The organism is Rhizobium sp. YJ-22 (assembly GCF_029601685.1).
GTDB lineage: Bacteria > Pseudomonadota > Alphaproteobacteria > Rhizobiales > Rhizobiaceae > Metarhizobium.
Map to the genome: position 1 here is coordinate 557,670 of NZ_JARRIR010000002.1, position 26,025 is coordinate 583,694.

The 26,025-nt window shown below is 63.7% G+C and carries 22 protein-coding genes; 9 read left to right on the forward strand and 13 right to left on the reverse strand.

The genetic code is table 11. The annotated features are described in order from the left end of the window. Window positions 1–41: 41 nt before the first annotated feature. From uraH to P7F60_RS07325, 6 genes are all read right to left on the reverse strand, one after another. On the reverse strand, window positions 42–398 hold the full coding sequence (gene uraH / locus P7F60_RS07300; protein ID WP_277917046.1) for a hydroxyisourate hydrolase: 357 nt from the start codon (window positions 396–398) through the stop codon (window positions 42–44). Further along, on the reverse strand, window positions 395–895 hold the full coding sequence (locus tag P7F60_RS07305; RefSeq protein WP_277917047.1) for an ureidoglycolate lyase: 501 nt from the start codon (window positions 893–895) through the stop codon (window positions 395–397). Before P7F60_RS07305 ends, uraH begins: the two co-directional genes overlap by 4 nt. A gap of 63 nt (window positions 896–958) precedes the next feature. Further along, on the reverse strand, window positions 959–1,456 hold the full coding sequence (gene uraD / locus P7F60_RS07310; RefSeq protein WP_277917048.1) for a 2-oxo-4-hydroxy-4-carboxy-5-ureidoimidazoline decarboxylase: 498 nt from the start codon (window positions 1,454–1,456) through the stop codon (window positions 959–961). Further along, window positions 1,453–2,382, reverse strand: coding sequence for an allantoinase PuuE (puuE, locus tag P7F60_RS07315; protein ID WP_277917049.1), 930 nt, complete (start codon window positions 2,380–2,382; stop codon window positions 1,453–1,455). The genes uraD and puuE overlap by 4 nt, the downstream gene beginning before the upstream one ends. Window positions 2,383–2,475: 93 nt before the next feature. Next, a complete protein-coding gene (locus P7F60_RS07320) occupies window positions 2,476–3,183 on the reverse strand; it encodes a DUF1045 domain-containing protein (RefSeq protein ID WP_277917050.1) in 708 nt (235 codons plus the stop codon). 90 nt (window positions 3,184–3,273) lie between these two features. Beyond that, entirely contained in the window at window positions 3,274–4,479 is a 1,206-nt protein-coding gene (locus tag P7F60_RS07325) for an FAD-binding oxidoreductase (protein WP_277917051.1), read from the reverse strand. On the opposite strand from P7F60_RS07325, the gene mnmD reads away from it, so the two are divergent. Further along, entirely contained in the window at window positions 4,478–5,215 is a 738-nt protein-coding gene (mnmD, locus tag P7F60_RS07330) for a tRNA (5-methylaminomethyl-2-thiouridine)(34)-methyltransferase MnmD (protein WP_277917052.1), read from the forward strand. The genes P7F60_RS07325 and mnmD overlap by 2 nt on opposite strands. A 37-nt stretch (window positions 5,216–5,252) precedes the next feature. Here the strand turns inward: mnmD and P7F60_RS07335 are convergent, their stop codons facing one another. Continuing rightward, window positions 5,253–8,897 (reverse strand): PAS-domain containing protein, encoded by a 3,645-nt coding sequence (locus P7F60_RS07335; RefSeq protein WP_277917053.1) that lies wholly within the window; start codon window positions 8,895–8,897, stop codon window positions 5,253–5,255. Window positions 8,898–9,155: 258 nt separating this feature from the next. Here P7F60_RS07335 and P7F60_RS07340 point away from each other — a divergent pair, with 258 nt between their 5' ends. From P7F60_RS07340 to P7F60_RS07350, 3 genes are all read left to right on the forward strand, one after another. Then, window positions 9,156–10,739 carry a trimethylamine methyltransferase family protein gene (locus P7F60_RS07340; protein ID WP_277917054.1) on the forward strand — a complete coding sequence of 528 codons (1,584 nt, stop codon included), beginning with the start codon at window positions 9,156–9,158 and terminating at the stop codon, window positions 10,737–10,739. Between the two features lie 118 nt (window positions 10,740–10,857). Beyond that, on the forward strand, window positions 10,858–11,154 hold the full coding sequence (locus P7F60_RS07345) for a hypothetical protein (protein WP_277917055.1): 297 nt from the start codon (window positions 10,858–10,860) through the stop codon (window positions 11,152–11,154). Window positions 11,155–11,433: 279 nt separating this feature from the next. Beyond that, a complete protein-coding gene (locus P7F60_RS07350; RefSeq protein ID WP_277917056.1) occupies window positions 11,434–12,894 on the forward strand; it encodes a DEAD/DEAH box helicase in 1,461 nt (486 codons plus the stop codon). A gap of 51 nt (window positions 12,895–12,945) precedes the next feature. Here the strand turns inward: P7F60_RS07350 and P7F60_RS07355 are convergent, their stop codons facing one another. After that, entirely contained in the window at window positions 12,946–13,827 is an 882-nt protein-coding gene (locus P7F60_RS07355) for a DMT family transporter (RefSeq protein WP_277917057.1), read from the reverse strand. 100 nt (window positions 13,828–13,927) lie between these two features. Between P7F60_RS07355 and P7F60_RS07360 the strand changes: the two genes are divergently transcribed. The 5 genes from P7F60_RS07360 (at window position 13,928) to P7F60_RS07380 (ending at window position 18,784) form a co-directional block, all read left to right on the forward strand. Continuing rightward, entirely contained in the window at window positions 13,928–14,164 is a 237-nt protein-coding gene (locus P7F60_RS07360; protein ID WP_277917058.1) for a hypothetical protein, read from the forward strand. A 19-nt stretch (window positions 14,165–14,183) separates the two neighbouring features. Beyond that, window positions 14,184–15,593, forward strand: coding sequence for a circularly permuted type 2 ATP-grasp protein (locus P7F60_RS07365; RefSeq protein ID WP_277917059.1), 1,410 nt, complete (start codon window positions 14,184–14,186; stop codon window positions 15,591–15,593). Window positions 15,594–15,600: 7 nt separating this feature from the next. Further along, window positions 15,601–16,542 carry an alpha-E domain-containing protein gene (locus P7F60_RS07370; protein ID WP_277917060.1) on the forward strand — a complete coding sequence of 314 codons (942 nt, stop codon included), beginning with the start codon at window positions 15,601–15,603 and terminating at the stop codon, window positions 16,540–16,542. A gap of 20 nt (window positions 16,543–16,562) precedes the next feature. After that, the gene (locus P7F60_RS07375; RefSeq protein WP_277917061.1) at window positions 16,563–17,384 is read left to right on the forward strand and encodes a transglutaminase family protein; all 822 of its coding nucleotides are present in this window, start codon (window positions 16,563–16,565) and stop codon (window positions 17,382–17,384) included. 338 nt (window positions 17,385–17,722) lie between these two features. Beyond that, the gene (locus tag P7F60_RS07380) at window positions 17,723–18,784 is read left to right on the forward strand and encodes an HD domain-containing phosphohydrolase (RefSeq protein ID WP_277917062.1); all 1,062 of its coding nucleotides are present in this window, start codon (window positions 17,723–17,725) and stop codon (window positions 18,782–18,784) included. A 215-nt stretch (window positions 18,785–18,999) separates the two neighbouring features. Here P7F60_RS07380 and araD read toward each other — a convergent pair whose 3' ends face one another. From araD to chvE, 5 genes are all read right to left on the reverse strand, one after another. Then, window positions 19,000–20,745: an L-arabinonate dehydratase gene (araD, locus tag P7F60_RS07385; protein WP_277917063.1), complete on the reverse strand. Its 1,746-nt coding sequence runs from the start codon at window positions 20,743–20,745 to the stop codon at window positions 19,000–19,002. A 62-nt stretch (window positions 20,746–20,807) separates the two neighbouring features. After that, the gene (araD1, locus tag P7F60_RS07390) at window positions 20,808–21,806 is read right to left on the reverse strand and encodes an AraD1 family protein (protein WP_277917064.1); all 999 of its coding nucleotides are present in this window, start codon (window positions 21,804–21,806) and stop codon (window positions 20,808–20,810) included. A gap of 165 nt (window positions 21,807–21,971) precedes the next feature. Then, window positions 21,972–23,183 (reverse strand): multiple monosaccharide ABC transporter permease, encoded by a 1,212-nt coding sequence (gene mmsB, locus P7F60_RS07395; protein WP_277917065.1) that lies wholly within the window; start codon window positions 23,181–23,183, stop codon window positions 21,972–21,974. Then, window positions 23,183–24,718, reverse strand: coding sequence for a multiple monosaccharide ABC transporter ATP-binding protein (gene mmsA, locus P7F60_RS07400; protein ID WP_277917066.1), 1,536 nt, complete (start codon window positions 24,716–24,718; stop codon window positions 23,183–23,185). Before mmsA ends, mmsB begins: the two co-directional genes overlap by 1 nt. Window positions 24,719–24,875: 157 nt before the next feature. Then, window positions 24,876–25,946 carry a multiple monosaccharide ABC transporter substrate-binding protein gene (gene chvE / locus P7F60_RS07405; RefSeq protein WP_277917067.1) on the reverse strand — a complete coding sequence of 357 codons (1,071 nt, stop codon included), beginning with the start codon at window positions 25,944–25,946 and terminating at the stop codon, window positions 24,876–24,878. Window positions 25,947–26,025 lie beyond the last annotated feature (79 nt).

The window sequence follows — 26,025 nt, forward strand, 5'->3', positions numbered from 1 at the left end:
TTTTTTTCAGCGGGCCGGCAGTCGCCTGCCCGCTGCCTGATCTAGCTGCCGCGATAGGTCGAATAGCTATAGGGCGAGAGCAGCAGCGGCACATGGTAATGCGCCGTTACGTCGGCGATGCCGAAACGCAGAGGGATGACATCGAGGAAGGGCGGCTCGGAAAGCGCCACGCCCTTGGCCCGCAGATAATCGCCGGCATGGAAGACCAACTCGTATTCCCCGACCTGAAAACTGTCGCCGATCAGGATCGGCCCGCCATCGACGCGGCCGTCGTGATTGGTGACGATGCTGGCGATCTTTTCGCGGGCGTCGCCGGAAAGACGGAAGAGATCGATGCGCAGGCCCTGCGCCGGGAGTCCTGCGGCGGTATCGAGAACATGGGTCGTCAATCCGGTCATGGCTTGGGCTCCGCGATGAGATACGGGATGTCGTAGAAGAATTCTTCGAGGTTGTTTTCCGCGCCTTCGCGATCGACGACGAGGAAATCGCTGACGCCGCCGAGCGACATCAGCGGATGATGCCAGGTATTGCGGCGATAGTTGACGCCCTGGTCGGCGCGGGCAAAGAAGACGCGCGGACGCCCCGGCCTGCCGTCCTCATCCTCGGAGACGACCACGAGGAAGGGCCGGCCGCTCAGCGGCGAAAAGCTCTGGCTGCCGAACGGATGACGCTCCATCATATCGACGGGATAGGGAAAGGCGCGCGGCTGGCCACGGAAGAGATTGACGATGACGCGGGCGTTTTCGCCGGCTGCCTCAGGCGCGAAAAGCGCATGGAACCGCTCGGTATTCCCGCCGTTGATCAGCCGCATCCGGGCCGGATCGGCCTCGATCACGTCGCCGAAGGGCGCGAACGCGTCCTGCGTCAGCGGTTCGATGGAAAGATAATCTTGCACGTTGATGTCCTTGGATTGGCGTGGCGCCTTTTCTGCGCATCGAAGCCGGGATGCAATCCTGCCTCAGCCCGGCGGCAACAGGCCGGAGAGCCTGAGCGCCGCAATCTTCTCGACCTCGGCGCAGGCGGTCGCGAATTCGCCCTCGCGCGGATTGTGGATGCGGCGCTCGAAAGCGGCGAGGATGTCGTCCTTGCCGAGCCCCTTGACGGCGATGATGAAGGGGAAGCCGAATTTTTCGACATAGGCCGTGTTCAGGGCGGTGAAGCGGGCGTGCTCCTGCGGGCTCAACCGATCGAGGCCGGCGCCGGCCTGCTCCTTGCGGCTGTCCTCGGTGAGTTCCCCGGCAATCGCCAGGCGGCCGGCGAGATCGGGATGGGCGCGCAGCACGCCCAGCCGCTCCGCCTCGCTCGCCGCGCGGAATATCGCGACGAAGGCAGCATGCACCCCCCTGACGGTCAGCGGCACCAGGATATTGCCGGAATCGTAGGCGCGCTCGGCGATGAACGGCGAATGCTCGAAGATGCCGCCGAACTTTTCGATGAAATCGGCCCGCGCACTCATGGCAGCAGGCTCGACGGCTTGTGATGAGCATGCCAGTGCCTGGCGATATCGATGCGGCGCGGCACCCAGACCTTCTCATGGCCGAGCACATATTCGATGAAGCGTTTCAGCGCCGCCGCACGGCCCGGACGGCCGACGAGGCGGCAATGCAGGCCGACCGACATCATCTTCGGGCTGCCTTCCCGGCCCTCTTCATAGAGCGTCTCGAAGGCATCCTTGAGATAGGTGAAAAACTGGTCGCCGGTGTTGAACCCCTGCGGCGTCGCAAACCGCATGTCGTTGGTTTCAAGCGTATAGGGGATGATCAGGAACGGCTTGCCGTCGACGCCCCTGACCCAGAACGGCAGGTCGTCCGCATAGGAGTCGGAGGAATAGAGGAAACCGCCCTCTTCCATCACCAGCCGCAGCGTGTTGTCGGAAGGCTTGCCCTGATACATGCCGTAGGGGCGCTCGCCGGTGAGTTCGGTATGCAGCCGCACGGCCTCGAGGATATGCTTGCGCTCTGCCTCTTCCGAAAAATCCTTATATTCCAGCCAGCGATAACCGTGGCTGGCGATTTCCCAGCCGGCTTCCTTCATGGCGGCCACCGCTTCCGGGTTGCGGGCCATGGCCAGGGTCACGCCATAGACGGTGACCGGCACGTTCAGCCCGGTAAACATGCGCCACAGACGCCAGAAGCCGGCGCGCGAACCGTATTCGTAGATCGATTCCATGTTGAGGTTGCGCTGCCCGGCCCAGGCCTGCGCGCCGACGATTTCGGAGAGCAGGCATTCCGAGGCCGGGTCGCCGTCGAGAATACAGCTTTCGCCACCCTCCTCGTAATTGACCACGAATTGCACCGCGACGCGGGCGTCTCCCGGCCATTTCGGATCGGGAATGGCGCGACCGTAACCAACGAGATCGCGCGGATAAGTCTCGGATACCATCGAAAGAACCCCATGCAGACAGGCTTCGACGGTAGCACTCATGCCGCGAAAGTCGAGATGGAAAACCGCCGGCGCACAGCTTTACCGTCGCTCTCAGGCCGTGCGTCGCCGTGAAATTCGCCCCAGCGGATGCAGGGAATGCACCCGGAAGGGCGCGCCTGACTCCTCCTCAACGAACAGCGCGAGATTGGCGATCTCCATCGGTGATTGCAGCACCGGCGCGAAAAAATCTTCCAGCGCCGGACCGAGCACGGTCATTATCGCCGGCGCCACCGGGCCGGTCAGGCTCATATAGAAGCGGAACTCGTCCATCACATGCGGGCAGCCCCAGCGATGCAGATTGGCGAGCTGGGCGGCGCTCAACCCATGCGGGTCGCGCCGCTCGATCTCCTCTTCGGTCAAAGGCGCGCGAAAGGCGTCGAATTCCTGCACCACGGCAGCGGCAAGGAAAAGCAGCTGCTCAGATGGGCAGGAGGGCACCAGCCCGTAGAAATCGCCGAGACGGGCAACCTCCATGCGCTCGACGGCAAACGGCGCGATGGTGCCGGCAAACCGCATGAGATGGCGCAGCAGCATCGATTCCGACATCTTTTCGGAGAGACGGAACGGCGCTTTCAGCGCCGCGTGAAAGCCGTAGCGGCGCGGCAGCGCAGTATAATAGGCGATCTCGGGAATCGTGAGGCCGCGCAGCGCCGGCGGCTCGACCGGATGGCCGGAAAAGGCATTACGCCCCAACCATTGCGTCGCCGCCAGCGTCAGCGGATTACCCGCAGGCGGCGTGAAAAAGATGGCATAACGCATGTCGTCCCCTTGTCCAAAACGACTCCTGCGGCCGGATCTAGGTGATTTGCATGACAGGGATGCGAAGTGCGATGCAGCAACCGGGGGTCTTTACGGCGCATTTCGTCCGGCGACGGCCAAATGGCTCTCCAGCGTGAAGCCGGGGGGCACGTCCATCGCCCGCCCCTCGATGGCATCCACCGCCGCGCGGGCGAGAACATGGGCGAGGCCGAAACTGACCTTGAACCCGCCGGTGAGCGCGACAATGCCGGGATGGTCCGGATGCGGGCCGACCATCGGATCGCGATCGATGGCCTTCGGCCGCAGCCCGGCCCAGCGCTCGACAACGGGCGCGTCCGCCAAGGCCGGCACGAGGTCGCGCGCCGCCGCCACCAGCCCGTCGAGCTGTGCATCGGTCGAAAACGCTTCGGCAAAGCTGTTCTCGCTGGTCGAACCGATGGCGACATGGCCGCCTTCATGCGCGACGACATAGAGCCCGTCGAGGAAGATCACCGGCAGGCCGGGATCGACATCGGCGGCCAGCAGCGCCGCCTGCCCCTTCACGGGCTGCCCCAGCGGTTTTTGCAGCGCCGGCCCCAGGGCTTCGAGCAATGGGAAGGCGGAAACGCCGGCGGCGACGATGCAGGCGCCATAGGACAGCGAGTCGCCGGACGTGAAATGCAGGCGTTTTCGCGCGGCATCGATGGCGGAAACGCCCTCCCCTTGCCGAAAGGCGAGGTTCGGAAAGGTCGCGAGCGCCGCCGCCAGCGCCGCCACCAGCCCGCGCGGAAAAATCCTGGCCGCCAGCGTGTCATGCACGAAGCCGGCGGCACCCGCCTCGGCCCGCACCCAGCCCGCGACCTGCGGCGCATCGATCACATTCCAATGAAAGGCCCGCGTCGGCGTCTTCCAAGCCGTTTCGGCATCGGCCTGGTGGCGCAACGCGATATCGCGCAGATGCGGCTTCGGCAGCGGGATCAGCCGGCCGCTGCGGCGATAGCCGGCGGAAAGTCCGGTTATCGCTTCCAGCTCGGCGATGCGCGCCTCCAGCGATACCAGCGCATCGAACTGAAACTGCTTCTTCACCGACCAGCGATCCGGCATATGCGGCATCAAGGCGCCGAGCAGCCCGCCGCTGGCCCCGGCCCCCGCACCCTGCACATCGATCAGCACCGTCTTCAAGCCGGCCTTCCCCGCCTCGAAGGCCGCCCACAGGCCCATGATGCCGGCGCCGACGATGACGAGGTCGGCGGACGATTGACCGGCGCTCGCCGGCGGCGTATCGGCAGGAACGGCATTGGACGAAGAAAGAGCCATGACTGAAACCACCTCCGAAACGACGCCCGCCCCGGCCGGGCAGGCGCTCGACTGGCGCGACGGCGATATGCCCTATTCGCTGGCCTTTGGCGATCACTTTTATTGCCAGACCGACGGCCGGCTGGAATGCGGCTACGTGTTTCTCGACGGGAACGGCCTGCCCGCGCGCTGGCAGGCGGCAGAGAGTTTCCGCATCGGCGAACTGGGTTTCGGAACCGGCCTGAATTTCTGCGAGACGTTTCGGCAATGGCGGGAAACGCGGGGGCCGGGCGGCCATCTCCACTTCGTCTCCTTCGAGCTTTATCCGATGGCGGCGGCCGATATCGACCGGGCGCTGTCGCGCTGGCCCGAGATCGACCGCGAGCGGCAGGCGCTTGTCGCCCTGTGGCCGGCCGAACCTGGCGGCCATGTCACGCTCGACATCGACGACCGGACCCGGTTGACCGTCGTCTGCGGCCCGGCGCTGGAAGGCGTGCGCGACTTCGATGCAGCCTTCGACGCCTGGTATCTCGACGGCTTCGCGCCGTCGCGCAATTCGGACATGTGGTCGCTCGAACTGATGCGCGCCCTCTACGACAAGACCGTCGCCGGCGGTCGTTTCGCGACCTATGCGGCGGCGGGCTTCGTGCGCCGCAATCTGGCGCAGGCGGGTTTCACCGTCGAGCGCCGGCCGGGCTTTGCTGGCAAGCGTGAGATGCTTTGCGGGGTCAAGCCAGTATTTCCAGATATAGCGTGAACCGGCTTTCCGACCGGAAATGTGATCAAATGGAAATTTAGTTTGTGCTTGACGCCTTCGCCTTGCGCGGCAGCCAGCGGCCGATCTTTTCCTCCAGCATTTCCGGGCTGAGCGGCTTGGAAAGATAGTCGTTCATGCCGGACTGGAAGCAGAGATCCCGGTCGGCGGCGTGCGCATGCGCGGTGACGCCGACGATCGGCACCGGCTCGACCGTCTCACCGCGCGCGATCGCCGCGCCTTCATGGGCGCGAATGGCGCGCGTCGCCTGATGGCCGTTCATGACCGGCATCGACACGTCCATCAGGATGACGCCCGGCTTGTGCTCCCGCCAGGCCTCCAGCGCCTGTTGCCCGTCATTGACGATCAGGAAGCGGAGATCCAGCCCCTGGAGGATCTGCGAGAAGACGATGCAATTGACCTCGTTGTCCTCGGCGACCAGCACATCCAGGCCGCCGGCCTGCGACTGGGCGGCGGCCGATGCCACGCCTGCGGATACGGTCGACGTGATCGCCGGCCGGTCAGGCGCCGCAGACAGCCGGCGGATGCGGGCGGCGCGCACCGCATCGACGATGGCATTGCGCAGCACCTTGGCGCGGGCCGGCTTCATCAGATGCGCCTGCACCTTCAGCGCCGAGAAGAAATCGTCGTCGCCGACGGCATCCATCGAGGTCAGGAAGATGATGGCGAGATCGTCGAAGCGGGGCTCGCGACGGATGGCGCGGGCGATATCGGCGCCCGACATGCCCTGCGCCCGATAATCGAGCACGACCGCGTCGACATCCACCCCGAAATCGGCGGCCGCTTGCAGAAGCGCCAGCGCTTCCTCGCCGCTGCCGGTGGCGAAGGCATCGAACCCCCAGCGCCGCGCCTGCTCCTCGAGAATGCCGCGGCTGACCGCATTGTCGTCGATGATGAGCACCCGCGCGCCATTGACGTTGACCGGCAGACCCTTGACCTCGCCGCTTCGGGCGGGTGCGACCATCGGCAGGCGCACGGAAAAGATCGATCCCCGCCCCGGCTCGCTGGTGACGGTGATATAGCCGCCGAACAAGTCGACGAGACCGGACGTGATCGCCAGCCCCAGACCCGTGCCGTCATGCCGGCGCGTCGAGGAACCATCACCTTGCGAGAATTTCTCGAAGATCGTGTCCAGCTTTTCCCCGGCGATGCCGATACCGGTATCCTCGACCCGCAGGCCCAGCAGTACCGCGCCCTCGCCGTCCGGCTCGGCGGTGACGTCGATCAGTACATAGCCCATCTCGGTGAACTTGACGGCATTGCCGACGAGATTGGTGACGATCTGGCGGAAGCGGCCGGCATCGCCGACGACCACCTGCGGCACATCCGGCCCGCAGCGGACCAGAAGCTCGATATCCTTGTCGGCCGCCGCGGAAGACATCAGCGTCGCCACGTCTTCCACCGCCTCGACCGGATCGAACGGCGCCTTGCGCAATTTCATCTGGCCGGCATCGATCTTGGAGAAGTCGAGGATGTCGTTGATGATGGTCAGCAGCGCATTGCCGGATTTGCCGATGATATCGACGAAGGTGCGCTGGCGGGTGTCGAGCTGGGTGCGCGACAAAAGCTCGGCCATGCCGAGCACGCCGTTCATCGGCGTGCGGATCTCATGGCTCATATTGGCGAGGAATTCGGACTTGGCGCGGTCGGCGGCCTCGCTGCGGGCGAGCAGCGCGGTCAGTTCCTCCTCGCGGCGCTTCATCTCCGTGAGGTCGTTGAGCACGAACATCCAGTGCCCTTGGCCGCTGAAATTCGCCTCCATGCGCACCCATGTCTGCCCCGCCGCGAGAAAACCGTGGGAGAAGGAATGCTTGTCGGCGATCACCTTGCGCCACGACTGGCCGAGCGCTTCCGGATCGCCGCCGAAATCGCCCCGCGCCGCGCAATGATCGAAGATCGCCGACGCGCTGCCGCCATGCGCAACCAGCTCCGGCGGCACATGCAGAATCCGCGCCGCCGCCTCGTTTGACAGCACGATCAGGTCGTTCTCCATGACGATCAGGCCCTGCGTCATCACGCAGGTGGCATCCTTCATGAACTGGCCGACACGCTCCAGCTCGCGGCGTGTCTCCTGCATGCGGCGCTCGCTGTCGCGGACTGCGGAGATATCGACATAGGAGATCAGCACCTTGCCGCCGGAAAGGTTCTTGGCGGTGATGATCAGGGTCTTGCCGTTGGGGATGGAAACTTCGCGCTGGTCGTTTTCACTGACGTCGCACAGTTCCCGCACACGGCGCTGGAAAACGTCCTCGAAATCTTCGCCGTAGCAGGCATAAAGGCCCCGGTCGAAGTTGAAGCGCACATAATCGCGAAACGGGCTGCCGGCAAGCACCGTTTCGGCGGGATAATCCCAGATCTCGTGAAAGGCAGGGTTGGCGAATTCGATGGTCAGGTCGGGGGTGAGGATCAGGATGCCGACCGGCATGGATTCGAGCACGCTGCCGACATCGCGATGCAGGGTCTCCGCCTCCAGACGCGCCTCCTCGAGCTGCGCCTCGCGTGCCTTTAGCATCGAGACATCGGTCATGGAACCGACCACGTATTTTTCGGTTCCCGTGTCGATGCGCGCCATGCGGGTGATGATCGGCAGCACGCTGCCGTCGCGGCGCGGCAGGACGTCGTCGCGCTGGATAAGCGTGCCGTTTTCCAGAACGTCATCGTTCTTGGCATGGAAGTCCCGGCCGGCATCGTCGAAGACTTCAGCTTCGGTGGTGCCGATCAATTCGGCGCGCGGCGCGCCAACCATGTCGGCATAGGCCTCGTTGACGAAGGTCAGGCGGTGGGCCGCGTCGCGCATGAAGACGGCGACCGGCATCTCTTCCAGCACCGATCGGAACAGTTCCGTTTCGCCGATATGCCGACGCAGCGCCAGTTCCTGCTCCTTCTGCGCGGTCACGTCCAGGCGCAGCACGATCATCGAGCCGTCGTCGAGCCGCCGGTTGACGCAGCGCAGCCAGCCGCCGTCGCAGGCCGGCTCCACCTTGTCGTAGTGGGGGCGCTGCGCCTGCTCGATGCGGCCGGAAACCCATTGCTCCCGCGTGCCGAAGCCTTGCACGATCTCGTCGCCGAAACGGGCGACGCCGTAATCGTAGATGCGCTCCAGCAGCATCCGATAGGTAACGCCGAGATCGAAATGGCCGCAGGGTTCGCCATAGATGACGCGGAAGCCGGCATTGCAATAAACCAGCCGCCCCTGCGGGTCGAAGACCCCGAGCCCGATATCGATGAGATCGAGCGCCTCGGTGACGGTGGCGTCGAGTGGTGGCGGTGTGAAGGCGGGCGGCGCGGGGATGCGTTCGAAATCCTCGCGAACCGGCGCATGGGTGAGCACGGGTTCGTCCCGCGCCTCGCGCTCCTCGTTCCAGGCGCCGAACAGGCCGAAGACGAAGGCGCGGTCATCGGCCGGCATGAAGCGCTCGATCACCACCACCTGGTCGTCGAACCAGCCGTCACCGGCAAACAACGCGGTCTCCTCGGTTCCGAACACCAGCGCGCGGCGCTCGCAATCGCCGACATCGCGCCGGTCGGAGACATCGTCGACATCTTCGGAACGCAGGCCGTGGAATTCGTCGGGCGCGCGGCCGAACAGGCGGGCATAGGCAGCATTCACGGCGACGAAGCGCAGTTCACTGTCCTTGATATAGGCGGGCCGCTCAAGGTGCATGATCCTTTCGCAGGCTATATCGAGCAGTTCGCCAGCCATTTCTTCCACACTCTGGTGCCACGCTTCCGGGCGCATTCCTCCCGCATATCACGGCGGGCATAACAACGCGTTAACCAACCGCGATAAAGGCCGAGCCTTGCCCGACGCGTTCGCCATGTCGCGCTATCCCAAGAAAGTCGGCTTCCTGTCGCAAACAGCGGCGACAAAAGGGACAAATTCCTGCGACAACCATGTCGAGAACACACCATCGGATTTGCCATGAGCGACATCAGCCCCGCAGTACCGCCTGAAACCGATACCGCCGCCCAGCCCGAACGTCGTCGCCGCAACGGCGGCCGCGGGGTCGAGCGCAGCCGCAAAAGCGGCGCTTCCGCCTATCTCAATCTGGTCAATTCGCTCGACAAGAGCAGGGCTCTGTCGCCGGAGGCGCTGGAGGACATCCACGAGGCGTCGCTGACCATCCTCGAAGAGATCGGCATGGACATCATGCTGCCGCAGGCGCGCGAGCGCATGAAGGCGGCCGGCGCCGAGGTGACACCCGGCAAGGACCGGGTGCGCTTCGACCGCGCCATGATCATGGACTATGTGGCGCACGCGCCCTCCACCTTCACCCTGCACGCCCGCAATACGCTGCGCAACGTCGCCATCGGCGGCGACAACCTCGTCTTCGCCCAGATCGCCAGCGCCCCCTTCGTCGCCGACCGCGACGGCGGCCGCCGTGCCGGCAACCAGGAAGATTATCGCAAGCTCCTCAAGCTGGCGCAGAGCTACGACATCATCCACACGACGGGCGGCTATCCGGTCGAACCGGTCGATATCCATGCCTCCGTGCGCCATCTCGATTGTCTCTCCGATCTCGTCAAGCTCACTGACAAACCGTTCCACTGCTATTCGCTCGGCCAGCAGCGCAATCTCGATGGTATCGAGATCGCCCGCATCGGCCGCGGCATCTCGATGGAGCAGATGGAGCGCGAGCCGTCGCTGTTCACCATCATCAATTCCTCCTCGCCGCTGCGCCTGGACGGGCCGATGCTGCAGGGCATCATCGAAATGTCCTCGCGCAATCAGGTTGTGGTGGTGACGCCGTTCACGCTGGCCGGCGCCATGGCCCCGGTGACCATCGCCGGCGCGCTGGTTCAGCAGAATGCCGAGGCGCTGTGCGGCATCGCGTTTACGCAGATGGTGCGAAAGGGCGCGCCGGTCATCTATGGCGGCTTTACCTCGAATGTCGACATGAAGACGGGTGCGCCGGCCTTCGGCACGCCGGAATACATGAAGGCGGTGATCGCAGGCGGCCAGCTCGCGCGCCGCTATCGTCTTCCCTACCGCACCTCCAACACCAATGCCGCCAACACGCTGGATGCGCAGGCAGCCTATGAATCGGCCCTGTCGCTCTGGGCTCTGACGCAGGGCGGCGGCAATTTCATCATGCATGCCGCCGGCTGGAGCGAAGGCGGGCTCACCGCCTCCTTCGAGAAGTTCATCCTCGACGTCGACATGCTGCAGATGGTGGCGGAATTTCTGAAACCGCTCGATGTCAGCGCCGATGCACTGGCGCTCGACGCCGTGCGCGATGTCGGCCCCGGCGGCCATTATTTCGGCACGGCGCATACGCTGGCGCGCTACGAAAACGCCTTCTATTCGCCGATCCTGTCGGACTGGCGCAATTTCGAGACCTGGAGCGAAGCCGGTCGTCCCACGACCTACGACCACGCCAACCGGGTGTTCAAGGAAACGCTGAAGCATTACGAGCAGCCGCCGCTCGATCCGGCCGTTTCGGAGGAACTCGACGCCTTCGTCGCGCGCCGCAAGGCGGAAGGCGGCGTGCCGACCGATTTCTGAGGCCGTCGAACATGAACGAAATTTAACCCGCAATGGCGCAAATGTGGCGTGGTTCCGCCACGTTGCGCGATCATCTTCGATCCTGGCTCTTCGGAGCGAAACAGAAAGGATTCGAACGATGTCCGTATTGCAAAAGACTGTCTCTGCGGGCCTGATCGCAACCACGCTCGCCATCGCCAGCGTCGCGACCTCCGCGCCCGCCGCCGCCCATGGTCGCTTCTGGGGCGGCTTTGCCGCGGGCGCCGTCGGCGGCCTCATCGGCGGGGCGCTCGCCGCCGGCAGCCAGCCCTATTACGGCCGTCCGGTCTATTATTATCCGGACTACCTGCCGCCGCCGCGTCCGCGTTACTGCCACATGGAATGGCGCCATGATTATTGGGGTCGCGGCTATCGCGTCGAGGTCTGCCCTCGCTGAGCCTTCGGCACGAACACCCCGAACGCTTCCGGATCAGCCTGCGCGGCGGCTCGCGCAGGCTTCGTCATTTCTGCTTGGCCCTTGACATTTGCCCCGAAAACCTCCAAATGCCCGACAGCTTTCCCCTCTCCGAACGCCGCGTGAGCGTTCGCGTCGGATTTGACGCGCAAGAGAGGATGGCTCGGCCAAGAGACTTCGCCACGGTGGCGGACAAAACACGAGCGCTGGAAAGCACTTTCCAACACAAGTTCCCACTTCACGCGGGGTTCTTGACGCCAGATGCCACGGAGCCGCAATCCTGCGGCCCGCTATGGCTTCCGGCGCCACGAAGAGGCATTTATTTTGACCAATTTCCAAACGCTCGGCCTGTCGGCGCAGATCGTCGCGACCGTGTCCGCTCTCGGTTATGAAACGCCGACGCCGATACAGGAGAAGGCGATTCCGCTGCTGCTCGAGGGACGCGACCTGATCGGTCTCGCCCAGACCGGCACCGGCAAGACGGCCGCCTTCGGCCTGCCGATCATCGAGATGCTGATTGCGGACGCCCGGCGCCCGGCCAATCGCACCACCCGCGTTCTCATCCTCGCGCCGACCCGTGAGCTGGTGAACCAGATCTCCGACAGCCTGCGCTCCTTCCTCAAGAAGACGCCGTTGCGGATCAACCAGGTCGTCGGCGGCGCCTCGATCAACAAGCAGCAATTGATCCTGGAGCGCGGCACCGACATCCTCGTCGCCACGCCCGGCCGCCTGCTCGATCTCATCAACCGCAACGCCATCTCGCTCGCCCATGTCACCCATCTGGTGCTGGACGAGGCCGACCAGATGCTCGATCTCGGCTTCATCCACGATCTGCGCCGCATCGCCCGCATGGTTCCGGCCAAGCGCCAGACACTTCTGTTCTCGGCGACCATGCCGAAGTCGATCGCCGATCTCGCCGGCAGCTTCCTGAAGGACCCGGTCAAGGTCGAGGTCACGCCGCCCGGCAAGGCCGCCGACAAGGTCGAGCAATATGTGCATTTCCTCGCCGGCAAGAACGACAAGACCGAGCTTCTGAAGAAGACGCTGAACGACAATCCGCAGGCGCAGGCCATGGTGTTCATGCGCACCAAGCACACGGCGGAAAAGCTGTCCAAGCACTTGGCGGAAAAGGAATATGCCGTCGCCTCGATCCACGGCAACAAGAGCCAGGGCCAGCGCGAGCGCGCCCTGAAGGCCTTCCGTGACGGCGAAATCCGCATCCTCGTCGCCACCGACGTCGCCGCGCGCGGCATCGACATCCCCGGCGTCAGCCATGTCTTCAACTACGACCTGCCGGAAGTGCCGGACGCCTATGTTCACCGCATCGGCCGCACGGCCCGCGCCGGCCGCGACGGCATCGCCATCGCCTTCTGCACGCCCGACGAAGCGCATCTGCTGCGCGACATCGAGCGCCTGATGGGCATCGAGATCACCACTGCCGGCGGCGAGCGTCCGGAATTCAGCGGACGCGGCAATGGCGGCGGTAACCGTCAGCCGGCCCGCTCCGGCAACCGCAGCCGCGGCGGCAACGGCAATGGCGGCCAGCCGCGCAACGGCAACGGACAGCGCCGTCAGGGCGGCGAGGCTTCCGCCTCCGAGCCCGGCAAGGCCCATCCACACGCCCGCCCCGGCCAGAAGCGCCCGCCGCGCCAGAAGTTCGCCGACCGCACCGGCGGCCAGCCGCGCCGCGACGGCGGCGCCAAGCGCTCGTCCAGCCGTTAAGAGCGGGTGTAACGATCAGAAACGCCGGTCCCCTGGGGCCGGCGTTTTTCATTATCGACCAATCGGCCGGCGGTTGGTGAAATAGACGCCGATCACAACGATGACGGTGCCGACGATCATCGGCAGGGTCAGCGGCTCGCCGAAGGCGATGGCCGCCTCGACCGCGACCAGCGGCGGCACGAGATAGATCAGCGAGGCCGCCTTCGACACCTGTCCGCGCCGGATCAGGTAGAGGAGCAGGCCGATGGCGCCCATCGAAAGGCCGAAGATCGACCACAGCATGGTCAGGATCGCCGGCCAGGAGCCGTCGAAATGCAGCCGTTCGGTAAACAGCGCCAGCGGCGCGGTGACCAAGAGCGCCCCGACATATTGCAGCGTCGCGATGGTCCGGATGTCGCCGACCTGCAGGTGCTGCTTCTGGTAGACCGTGCCATAGGTCACCGAGACCATGCCGAGCAGGTTGACGACGAGCGGCACCGCCGTCTGGCCGAGATTGCCGGGATCGATGGCCATCAGCTTCGGCGAGATGGCGATGGCGATGCCGAGGAAGCCGAGCGCCAGCCCGAGTTTCTGCAGCCGCGACAGGCGTTCGCCAAGCAGGCTGGCCGCGGCCACAGCCGTCAACAGCGGTTGCAGCGCCGCGATGATGCCCGACAGCCCCGCCGGCACACCGCGCGCCACCGCCCACCACAGACCGGCAAGATAAAGCCCATGCAGGAAGATGCCGGAATAGACCGCCTTCAAGGCCTGCCGCCAGTCGCGTGGCCAGCGCGCCCCGGCGACGATGCACAGCGCCGCGAAGGCGAGGAAGGACAGGCCGTAGCGCCAGGCGAGAAAGGTGAAGGGTTCCGAATGGATGGCGGCATAACCAGCAGCGATCCAGCCTGTCGACCATAGGAACACGAACACGGCGGGAGCAAGACGATCGAGCATGGATGGTTCCGGAAACGGGAGCGTGCGGCGGCATTGCCCGGGTTGGCAAGCGTCGGCAGGTCAGGCTCTACGCCCCCGCCCCCGCCCCGTCAAAACGCGAATGGCGCCGCCGCACGCCGCCGATCGCCTTTTCCAGCCGATCGGCACCGAACTGCAACACTGCCGCATTTTCCGGCATTTGCCGAAACGGCGGCCAATCGCTTCCGGTCTTCTTCGCCAGCAAAAACCGCAGGTTGCGCCGCCACGGGCGAAAACGCCGGAAAACCGCCGCTCAAAAACTTCGATGGCGATTGTGCATGGTTCTTGCATTGCCTCTTCCGTTGTATTCAAATGGTAAAAAAATGGGGAATGCGCCATTGGCATTTGATGAAATGATGAATGCGGACGACGCGCCGCGCCAGCCTTACCAGCAATATTTCGAGTGGTATTCCGGACAGAATCCCGCGCATCTGATCGGCAAGTCCCGGGATGCGGAAAGCATCTTCCGAAAAACCGGCATCACCTTCGCAGTCTACGGCCACGCGGACTCGGCCGAAAAGCTCATCCCCTTCGATCTCATCCCGCGCATCATCTCGGCCAAGGAATGGCGCAAGCTGGCGCAGGGGATCGAACAGCGCGTCGTGGCGCTCAATGCCTTTCTCGACGACATCTATCACAAGCAGGAAATCATCCGCGCCGGGCGCATCCCGCGCGCGCTGATCGAGAAGAACAGCGCCTTCCTGCCGCAGATGATCGGTTTTCGCCCGCCCGGTGGCGTCTACACCCATATCGTCGGCACCGATATCGTGCGCACCGGCGAGGACCAGTTCTATGTGCTGGAGGACAATGCCCGCACGCCCTCCGGCGTCAGCTACATGCTGGAAAACCGCGAAACCATGATGCAGATGTTCCCCGAGCTGTTCCACCGCAACAAGGTGCAGCGCGTGGAAGACTATCCGATGCTGCTGCGCCAGAGCCTCGCGTCGCTGGCGCCTCCTGGCTGCAAGGGCAAGCCGCGCCTGGCGGTGCTGACGCCGGGCATCTACAATTCCGCCTATTACGAGCATTCCTTTCTCGCCGACATGATGGGTGTCGAGCTGGTGGAAGGCTCGGACCTGCGCGTCATGGACGGCAAGGTGAAGATGCGCACCACGCGCGGCTACGAGGCCATCGACGTGCTGTACCGCCGCGTCGACGACGATTTCCTCGACCCGCTGACCTTCCGGCCGGATTCGGCGCTCGGCATACCCGGCATCATGGATGTCTACCGCGCCGGCAACATCACCATCGCCAATGCGCCGGGCACCGGCATTTCCGACGACAAGGCGATCTATTCCTACATGCCGGAAATCGTCGAATTCTACACCGGCCGCAAGCCGCTGCTCGAAAACGTGCCGACCTGGCGCTGTTCGGAGCCGCAGAGCCTGCAATACGTGCTCGACAATCTCGCCGACCTCGTCGTCAAGGAAGTCCACGGTTCCGGCGGGTACGGCATGCTGGTCGGCCCGACGGCGTCGAAGAAGGAACGCGCCGAGTTCGCCGCCAAGCTCGCTGCCCGCCCGGCCAATTACATCGCCCAGCCGACGCTGTCGCTGTCGACCGTGCCGATCCTCGTCAAGAAGGGCATCGCGCCGCGCCATGTGGATCTGCGTCCCTACGTGCTGGTTTCCGACAAGGTGCAGATCATCCCCGGCGGGTTGACGCGCGTGGCGCTGAAGCAGGGGTCGCTGGTGGTCAATTCCAGCCAGGGCGGCGGCACGAAAGACACATGGGTGCTGGAGGACTGAGACGGACATGCTTGGAAGAACCGCAAATGGCCTCTACTGGATGTTCCGTTACATCGAGCGTGCCGAAAACATCGCCCGGCTGATCGATGCCGGCCTGCGCATGTCGTTGACCCGCAGCGGCGTTACCGACGACGACTGGGACGGGGTGCTGCAAAGCGCGGGCGTGCGCGAGCCCTATGGCGAAATGCACGACAAGACGACCAGTGTCGATGCCATCGACTACCTGCTGCGCGAGCGCGCCAACCCCTCCAGCGTCATGTCCTGCTTCGAATCCGGACGCAACAATGCCCGCATGGTGCGCACGGCCCTGACCCGCGACACCTGGGAAGCGGTCAACGAATGCTGGATCGAGATGAAGACGCTGCTGGCCAAGCGGGTGAAGCCCGCCGACCTGCCCGAAGTCATCGACGCGATCAAGCGCCGCGTCGCCCTGATCCGCGGGGCCTTCCACGGCTCGATGCTGCGCAACGAACTCTATAATTTCGCCCGCATCGGCACCCTGATCGAGCGCGCCGACAACACCAGCCGCATTCTCGATGTCAAATATTACGTGCTCTTGCCCTCGGTCTCGGCGGTCGGCTCGTCGCTCGACAATGTGCAATGGGAATCAATCCTGCGCTCGGTCTCGGCGCATCGCTCCTATAGCTGGGTCTATGACGCCGAGTACAAGCCGGCCAACATCGCCGATTTCCTGATCCTCAACGGCCAGATGCCGCGCTCGCTCAGCTACTGCTACGAAAAGATCGTCAGCAATCTCGGCTATCTCGCACAGGAATATGACGAGCGCCTGCCGGCGCACGAGACCGCCGACGCGATGCTGCGCGCCTTGCAGGCGCTGTCGGTGCGCGACATCATGGACAAGGGCCTGCATGAGTTCCTCGAGGATTTCGTGCAGCGCAACAATCAGTTGGGTCAGGAAATCAGCGAGGGCTACCGCTTCTACCAGTGAGGCGGGGATAGGTGACAGGCATGAAACTGAAGATCAGCCATACCACGCATTACACCTATGACGGCCCGGCGCACTACACCTTGCAGCGGCTGCGCCTCTCGCCGCCGACCGCGCCGGGGCAAAAGGTGTTGAACTGGTCCGTGACCGTCGAGGGCGCCGACCCCCAGGTCGTCTATGACGACCAGTTCGGCAACCGGACCGAACTGCTGTCGATCAGCGGCGACCACCACACCGTCAGCGTCGTCGCCGCCGGCGAGGTCGAGACCGAGGATCGCAACGGCGTCTTCGGCGAACATCTCGGCCATTGCCCGCTCTGGCTTTTCCTGCGCGAGACGCCGCTGACCAAGCCCGGCAAGCACATCCGCGAACTGGCGCGCGGCATCGCTGACGACAACCCTCTGGCGCGCCTGCATGCCCTGATGGGCGCCGTTCATGAGGCCGTGGCCTATGAACCGGGGGCGAGTGGCACGGAAACCACCGCCGAAGCGGCGCTGGACGCCAAGGCTGGCGTCTGCCAGGATCACACCCATATCTTTCTTGCGGCCGCCCGCCTGCTCGGCGTTCCCGCGCGTTACGTCTCCGGTTACCTGCTGATGGACGATCGCACGCAGCAGACGGCCTCCCATGCCTGGGCGGAGGCCCATGTCGCCGGGCTCGGCTGGGTCGGCTTCGATGTCGCCAACAAAATCTGCCCCGACAGCCGTTATGTGCGCGTCGCGACCGGCCTCGATTATGTCGACGCCGCCCCGATCTCCGGCCTGCGGCTTGGCGAGGCGGACGAGACCATGACCGTCTCGCTCTCCGTCGAGGCGGCGATGAGCCAGAGCCAGTCGCAGAGCTGAACAGTATAAAAGAATAACCTTATATAATTATCGTGTATTGAACCGGCGCGCCGCAGCAATGGGGCGCCCATTCATCGTTTCTTCCGGCAGTAAAACCGGATCCTACGCCCCGAATTTAGCCTTCGTTAAGCACGATGGAATGCGGCTTCGGCCTGCGCCATCATTTAGCATGCCGTCCTCAAGACTATTTTAACAGGCGCCATGCAGGCTCCGGTTGAAACATTGGGAGATATTTCAGAGCGCCGCCGCCGATGCCAGCAAGCGACCTTCGGAGGAAGGGTTTCGCTTGACGCTCGGTTCGACGGCAGCGCGGAAACGGATTTTTTTGGGGGTTTCGAATGCCGCTCCTTATCATCGATGACAGCAGGTCCAGCCTTCTGGCGATCGAAACGGCTGTCCGGCAGTTCGTGACGGACGAGGTCGAGACTTATACCAGCCCGGTCCGGGCGCTGGCACGCGCCGAAGCCGTCACCTTCGACATCGTCTTCGTCGACTACATGATGCCGATCCTCAACGGCGTCGACGTCATCAAAACGTTGCGCGAGCGTCCCGAATACGAAAACGTGCCGATCGTCATGGTGACCTCGGAGCGCGAACGCTCGATCCGCCTGCAGGCGCTGGAAGCCGGCGCCACCGATTTCCTCAACAAACCCTTCGATCCGCTCGAACTCAGGGCGCGCCTCTCGAACCTGCTGGCGTTGCGCCAGGCGCAACTGGCGCTGGCCGACAAGGCCGACAATCTCGACAAGGCGCTACGCACCGCCTCGAAACGCGCCGACATGCGCGAGCAGGAGATCATCTGGTGCCTGGCGCAGGCCATGGCCTGGCGCGACGGCAATACCGGCGATCATATAGAGCGTGTCGCGGGCGTCGCCGAGCTGATCGCCGAGGGCATCGGCCTCGACCGCATCCGGCGCCGCAACATCTATCTCGCAACGCCGCTGCACGATATCGGCAAGATCGGCATCCCCGACGCCCTGCTCCTGAAGCCCGGCAAGCTGGAGCCGCATGAAATCGAAAAGATGCGCGAGCATGTGCCGATCGGCGTCAACATCCTGCGCAACAGTTCCGCCGAACTTGCCCGCGTCGCCGTCGCCATCATCGGCGGTCATCACGAGAAATGGGACGGCACCGGCTATCCCAACGGCTTGAAGGGCGAGCAGATCCCCATCGAAGCCCGCATCGTCGCCGTGGCCGATGTCTTCGATGCGCTCTGCTCGGAGCGTCCCTATAAGAAGGCCTGGCCGATCGAGGAGGCCTACCGCGAGATCCTCGCCTGCAGCGGCACCCATTTCGACCCCGCCTGCGTCACCGCTTTCCGCGAGAAATGGCCTCAGATCCTCAAGCTTTGCGAGGCGGAAGGGCAGGATGCGCCGGAAACGGCGCGCGAGGCGGGTTAATCGTTTTTCCTGAGTGGAGCGCAAGGGTGCTGGAATAGAAGCGTTGCGTCAAAGCCCCTTCCCCTTGCGGGAGAAGGTGGCGGCAGCGGGATGAAGGGGATGCCGAAGGCAAGAAACCTCAAGGATTCCATGCGCTCGCACCCCCTCGTCCGTCCCTTTCAGACCCCCTTCTCCCCGGGGGGAGAAGGGGTTTTCCGCACCGACGTGCCACAACCTCAATGGCTGTCACGGTTCATCGGGATATCCGAACCACGCGGGCCGATGAGGAAGTCGAGATCGGCGCCGGTGTCGGCCTGCATCACGGTCTTGACATAGAGCCCGCCGTAACCGCCGGTGAGCGGCTTCACCGGATTGACCCAGGCGGCACGACGCCGCGCCATGTCCTCGTCGGAAATTTCCAGTGTGATCGAGCGGTTCGGCACGTCGACGGCGATCATGTCGCCGGTCTCCACCAAGGCCAGCGGCCCGCCATCGGCGGCCTCAGGCGCGGTGTGCAGGATGACGGTGCCATAGGCAGTGCCGGACATGCGCGCATCGGAAATGCGGATCATGTCGGTGATGCCCTTCTTCAGCACCTTGGGCGGCAGGCCCATATTGCCGACCTCGGCCATGCCGGGATAACCCTTGGGACCGCAATATTTCAGCACCATGATGCAGCTCTCGTCGATATCGAGATCGTCGCGGTTGATGCGGGCATGGTAATCCTCGATGCTTTCGAAGACCACGGCGCGGCCGCGATGCTGCATCAGATGCGGCGAGGCCGCGGACGGCTTCAGCACACAGCCCTTGGGCGCCAGGTTGCCGCGCAGCACGGCGATGCCACCCGATTGCGTCAGCGCGCGCTCGCGCGGCACGATGACGTCCTCGTTGTAGTTGACCACGTCCTTGACGCCGTTCCAGATCGTGTCGCCGGTCACGGTGATCGCGTCATTGTGCAGCAGGCCCATCTCGGCGACCGCCTTGATGACCACCGGTAACCCGCCGGCATAGTAAAACTCTTCCATCAGGTATTTGCCCGACGGCTGCAGGTTGACGATGGTCGGCACATCGCGGCCGAGGCGATCCCAGTCGTCCAGCGTCAGTTCGACGCCGACGCGGCCGGCGAGCGCCAGGAGATGCAGCACGGCATTGGTCGAGCCGCCGACGGCGCCATTGACGCGGATGGCGTTCTCGAAAGCCTCTTTGGTGAGAATGTCCGACGGCTTGAGGTCTTCCTTGACCATGTCGACGATACGGCGGCCGGAAAGCTGCGAGATCACCCGGCGCCGCGCATCGACGGCGGGAATGGCGGCATTGCCCGGCAGCGTCATGCCGAGCGCCTCGGCCATCGACGCCATGGTCGAGGCCGTGCCCATGGTCATACAGCTGCCTGCCGAACGCGCCATGCCCTGCTCGGCATCCATGAATTCTTCCAGGCTCATCTCTCCGGATTTCACCATTTCCGAGAACTGCCAGACGGCGGTGCCGGAGCCGACATCCTTGCCGCGCCACTTGCCGTTCAGCATCGGGCCGCCGGACACCAGGATAACGGGGATATCGACGGACGCAGCGCCCATCAGCAGGCTGGGCGTGGTCTTGTCGCAGCCGCCGAGCAACACGACGCCATCGACCGGATTGCCGCGGATCGATTCCTCGACATCCATGGCCGCGAGGTTGCGGAACATCATCGCGGTCGGGCGCAGCGTGCTTTCACCGGTCGAAAACACCGGGAATTCGACCGGGAAGCCGCCGGCCTCGTAGACGCCGCGCTTCACCCGCTCGGCGAGATCGCGAAGATGCGCGTTGCAGGGGGTCAACTCCGACCAGGTGTTACAGATACCGATGATCGGTCGGCCGTCGAAGGTATCGGAGGGCAGGCCCTGGTTCTTCATCCAAGAGCGATGCATGATCGCGTTCTTGCCCGTGCCGCCGAACCAGTCATAGGAACGCAGCTTGCGGGGCCATTCGGCTTTCTTCTTCATGAGTTTCATCCTCGGTTTTGCCGGGTTTCCCGGGAGCGGAAACGCCGGCAAATTGTCATGGGTTAGAGCTGGCGCACGACGATGTCGTCCTCGGGGGCGACGCTTAGCGCATTGCGCAGCGGCAGGCCGAATTCGGCGACCTCGATTTCGAAGACATCACCTTCCTCGGGCTTGATGCCGTCGGCAAAAGAGAGCGTCGCCGTGCCGAACATATGAACATGCACATCGCCAGGCGCCCGGAACAGGTCGTATTTGAAATGATGGTATTCGAGATTGGCGAAGGTATGGGACATGTTCGCCTCGCCCGACAGGAACGGCTTTTCGAAGATCAGTTCGCCGCCGCGACGGATGCGCGATGCACCCCTGATGTCGTCGGGCGCGGCGCCGATGCGGATTTCCGGACCGAAGCTCGCCGGGCGCAACTTCGAATGGGCGAGATAGAGATAGTTGATGCGCTCGGTCACATGGTCGGAGAATTCGTTGGCGAGCGCGAAACCAAGGCGGAACGGCGTACCGTCGTCAGCGATGATGTAGATGCCGGCCATTTCCGGTTCCTCGCCGCCATCCAGCGCGAAAGAGGGCGAGACGAGATTGCCCCCAGGGGCTGCCGCCTGGGTGCCGTTGCCCTTGTAGAACCATTCCGGCTGCACGCCCTTTTCACCAAGGGCCGGCTTGCCGTTTTCGAGACCCATGCGGAACATCTTCATCGAGTCGGTCAGCGTTTCCTCGGCCTGCTCGCTCGCCTTCTTGTGCATGGAATCGCGCGTCGCAGCCGAACCCAGATGGGTGAGGCCCGTACCGGTCAGGTGCAGATGCGCCGGATCGGGATGGGTGATCGGCGGCAGGAAACGCCCCTCGGCATAGACGGCCTCGAGATCGACGCTCTCGCCGAGCCCATGGGTTGCGACGACATCGGCGAAGCGCTTGCCACCATTCGCCGCTTCCAGCGCCAGTGCATAGACGCTCTCCGCGCCATTGACGATGCGCGCCGCCTCGCCCGGGCCGCCGCGCACTGCAACGGCGATCTTTCCATCCTTATCCTTGATCTGCGATATCAGCATTGTCTCGTTCCTTTCAGAGCATTTCGCGGAAAAGTGGAGATCGGTTTTCCGTCCGGAAATGCGAAATATAGTATGCTTCAGGCAAAGCCTGTCCGTTCCCGCCGCGTTATGCGGCGGGACTGCCCATTTCCATGATGTATGCAGTGCGGCTGGAGCCTTGGGGCCTCAGCCCTTGTTCTTGTTATAGACGTCGAAGAAGACGGCAGCGAGCAGCACGAGCCCTTTGACGAGCTGCTGATAATCGATGCCGAGGCCCATGATCGACATGCCGTTGTTCATGACGCCCATGATGAAGGCGCCGATGACCGCGCCGGTGATCTTGCCGACGCCGCCGGAGGCGGAGGCGCCGCCGATGAAGCAGGCGGCGATGACGTCGAGCTCGAAGCCGACGCCGGCCTTGGGCGTCGCCGAGTTGAGGCGGGCAGCGATGATCATGCCGGCGAGCGAGGCCAGCACGCCCATGTTGACGAAGGCGTAGAATGTCAGCCGCTCGGTGTTGATGCCCGAAAGCTTCGCCGCCTTCTCGTTGCCGCCCATGGCATAGATACGCCGGCCGATGGTCGAGCGGTTCGTGATGAAGGTATAAAGGGCAATCAGCAGCGCCATGACCACCAGCACGTTCGGGAAGCCGCGATAGGTCGAGAGCTGGAAGCCGATGAAGATCGCGACAGCGCCGATGATGACCATCTGCAACGCGAAAAAGACGAAGGGCTCATTCTCGGTGCCGTGCTTGGCATTGACCGCGCGGTTGCGCAGACCGAAATAGACGGCCGCCGCCACCAGCGCCACGACGACGACCAGCGCGAAGAAGTTGGTGATGGTTTCCGGGGCCGGATTGGCGAAATACAAGAGATCCGGCACGAAGCCGGTCGACAGTCTCTGAAAGTCCGGCGGGAACGGGCCGATCGGGCGGTTCTGCAGCACCAGATAGGTCAGACCGCGGAAGACCAGCATGCCCGCCAGCGTCACGATGAAGGACGGAATCTTCTGGTAGGCCACCCAATAGCCCTGCGCAGCGCCGACCAGGCCGCCGAGGATCAAACACACCGGCACGACGATGGCAAAATGGATACCCCATTTGACCAGCATGATCGCCGACAACCCGCCGGTGAAGGCGACGATCGAGCCGACCGACAGGTCGATATGCCCGGCCACGATGATCAGCAGCATGCCGAGCGCCATGATGACGATGAAGGAATTCTGCAATACCAGGTTGGTGATGTTGACCGGGCGGAAGAGAACGCCCTGCGTAATGACCTGGAACAGCGCCATGATCACGACCAGCGCCACAAGCAGGCCGTATTCACGAATATTGTTGCGCAGGTAGCTTCCGATCGAAGCCGTGTTTTTTGCGTCGGTTTCGCTCGCCGTTGCCATTAATGTTTCTCCCCGGAGCGCATGATAGCGCGCATAATCGATTCCTGACTTGCCTCGGCCTTGGCAAGCTCGGCGACGATGCGGCCTTCGTTCATCACATAGATGCGGTCGCATGTGCCCAGCAGTTCCGGCATTTCCGACGAAATCATCAGGACGCCCTTCCCCTCCGCCGCAAGCTCGTTGATGATGGAGTAGATCTCGAATTTCGCCCCCACGTCGATGCCGCGCGTGGGTTCATCGAGGATCAGCACCTCCGGATTGGTGAACAGCCACTTCGACAGCACCACCTTCTGCTGGTTGCCACCGGAGAGGTTGACCGTTTCCTGGTAGATCGAATGCGAGCGGATGCGCAGTCGCTTGCGATAGTCGGTCGCCACCTGCATCTCGCGCCGGTCGTCGATCACGCCGTTGTTGGCCACGGCGTCGAGATTGGCGAGCGTGGTGTTGTGCATGATGTTGTTCATCAGCACCAGGCCGAGATGCTTGCGGTCCTCCGTCACATAGGCGAGCCCCGCCTCGACGGCGCGTGGAATGGTGCTGACATCCACCGGCTTGCCGTGCATCAGCACTTCGCCGGTGATCTTGTGGCCCCAGGAACGGCCGAAGATGCTCATCGCCGTTTCGGTGCGTCCGGCGCCCATCAGCCCGGCAATGCCGACGACTTCGCCGGCCTTCACATGGAAATTGACGTCATGCAGGAATTTCCGGTCGCGATGCTGCTGGTGATAGACGTTCCAGTTCTTCACCTCCAGCAGCGTCGGGCCGATATCCGGCTCGCGCGGCGGATAGCGATCCTCCATGTCACGGCCGACCATGCCCTTGATGATGCGGTCCTCGCTGATGTCCTGCGTATGACAGTCCAGCGTCTCCACGGTGCCGCCGTCGCGCAGGATGGTGATCTTGTCGGCGACCAGCTTGATCTCGTTCAGCTTGTGCGAAATGATGATCGAGGTCAGGCCCTGGCGGCGAAACTCCATCAGCAGCTGCAACAGCGCATGGCTGTCGGTTTCGTTGAGCGAGGCGGTTGGCTCGTCGAGGATCAGCAGCCGCACCTTCTTCGACAGCGCCTTGGCGATTTCCACGAGCTGTTGCTTACCGACGCCGATATCGGTGATCAGCGTCGCCGGCGCCTCGTTGAGGCCGACCTTGGCGAGCAGTTCCTTCGTGCGCGCGAAGGTCTCGCGCCAGTCGATGACGCCCTTCTGGGCGATTTCGTTGCCGAGAAAGATATTTTCGGCGATCGACAGAAGCGGCACCAGCGCCAGCTCCTGGTGGATGATGATGATGCCGAGTTCCTCGCTGTCGGAAATCGTGCTGAAGGCGCGGACCTTGCCGTCGTAGTGGATTTCACCCTCATAGGTTCCGGCGGGATAGACGCCGCTCAGAACCTTCATCAGGGTCGACTTGCCGGCGCCGTTCTCGCCGACCAGCGCGTGGATCTCGCCTTCGCTGACCTTGAAGCTGACGTTGTCGAGAGCCTTCACCCCCGGAAACGTCTTGGTGATGTTGCGCATTTCGAGAATGATGTTTTCCATGTCAGGCATTCCCTGACCGCCCGGTTCTGTTCGGGCATTTCTCGATGGAAAACCGGTATTTCCCTGGAAATGCGCGCGATCCGGCCGGCGATAGACCTCCGAGTCCGAAGGGAATCCGCGCGTCTCGCGCGGATTCCCTCATGGCTTGCAGATGCGATTACTTGTCGATCTGGTCGGCGGTATAGTAACCGGCGCCGACAAGCACGTCCTTGACGTTCGACTTGTCGACGGCGACGGGCTTCAGCAGGTAGGAGGGAACGACCTTGACGCCGTTGTCATAGGTCTTGGTGTCGTTGACCTCGGGTTCCTTGCCTTCCATCAGCGCGTTGACCATGTTGACGGAAACCTTGGCGAGTTCGCGCGTGTCCTTGAAGATGGACGAATACTGCTCGCCGGCGAGGATCGACTTGACGGAGGGCAGCTCGGCGTCCTGGCCGGTGACGATCGGCATCTTCATGTCGCCGGAACCGTAACCGACGCCCTTGAGGGCCGAAAGGATGCCGATCGACAGGCCGTCATAGGGCGAGAGAACGCCGTTGACATGCGCATCGGTATAAGTCGAGGAGAGCAGGTTTTCCATGCGCGCCTGGGCGACGGCGCCGTCCCAGCGCAGCGTGCCGACCTGTTCCATGCCCTTCTGGCCGGACTTGACGACGATGTCGCCGCTGTCGATCAACGGCTGCAGGACGGACATGGCCCCGTCATAGAAGAAGAAGGCGTTGTTGTCGTCCGGCGAGCCGCCGAACAGTTCGACGTTCCACGGCTTGGTGTCGGCGAAATTCGCCTTCAGGCCGTTGACCAGCGTCGTCGCCTGCAACACGCCCACCTGGAAGTTGTCGAAGGTGGCGTAATAGTCGACATTGGCAGAGTCGCGGATCAGACGGTCATAGGCGATGACCTTGACGCCGGCGTCATGGGCGCGCTGCAGGATGTCCGACAGCGTCGTGCCGTCGATGGCGCCGATGACCAGAACCTTGGCGCCCTTGGTGACCATGTTCTCGATCTGGGCGAGCTGGTTGGGAATGTCGTCATCGGCAAACTGCAGGTCCGGCGTGTAGCCGGCATCCTTGAACAGCTTTTCCATGGTCTCGCCGTCCGAGATCCAGCGCGTCGACGTCTTCGTCGGCATCGAGATGCCGACCACGCCCTTGTCGGCGGCCAGCGTCGGCATGACAAACGAAGCGACGCTGATCGCGGTCGCTGCGAACAACGAAAGAAGGGTTTTCATGTCTCTCTCCCTGAGTGGCAATAAACAGGCCGGAAAGCCCGCAAGTCGGTCCGTGGCCGGCCGGTGACGAAAGGCGTCG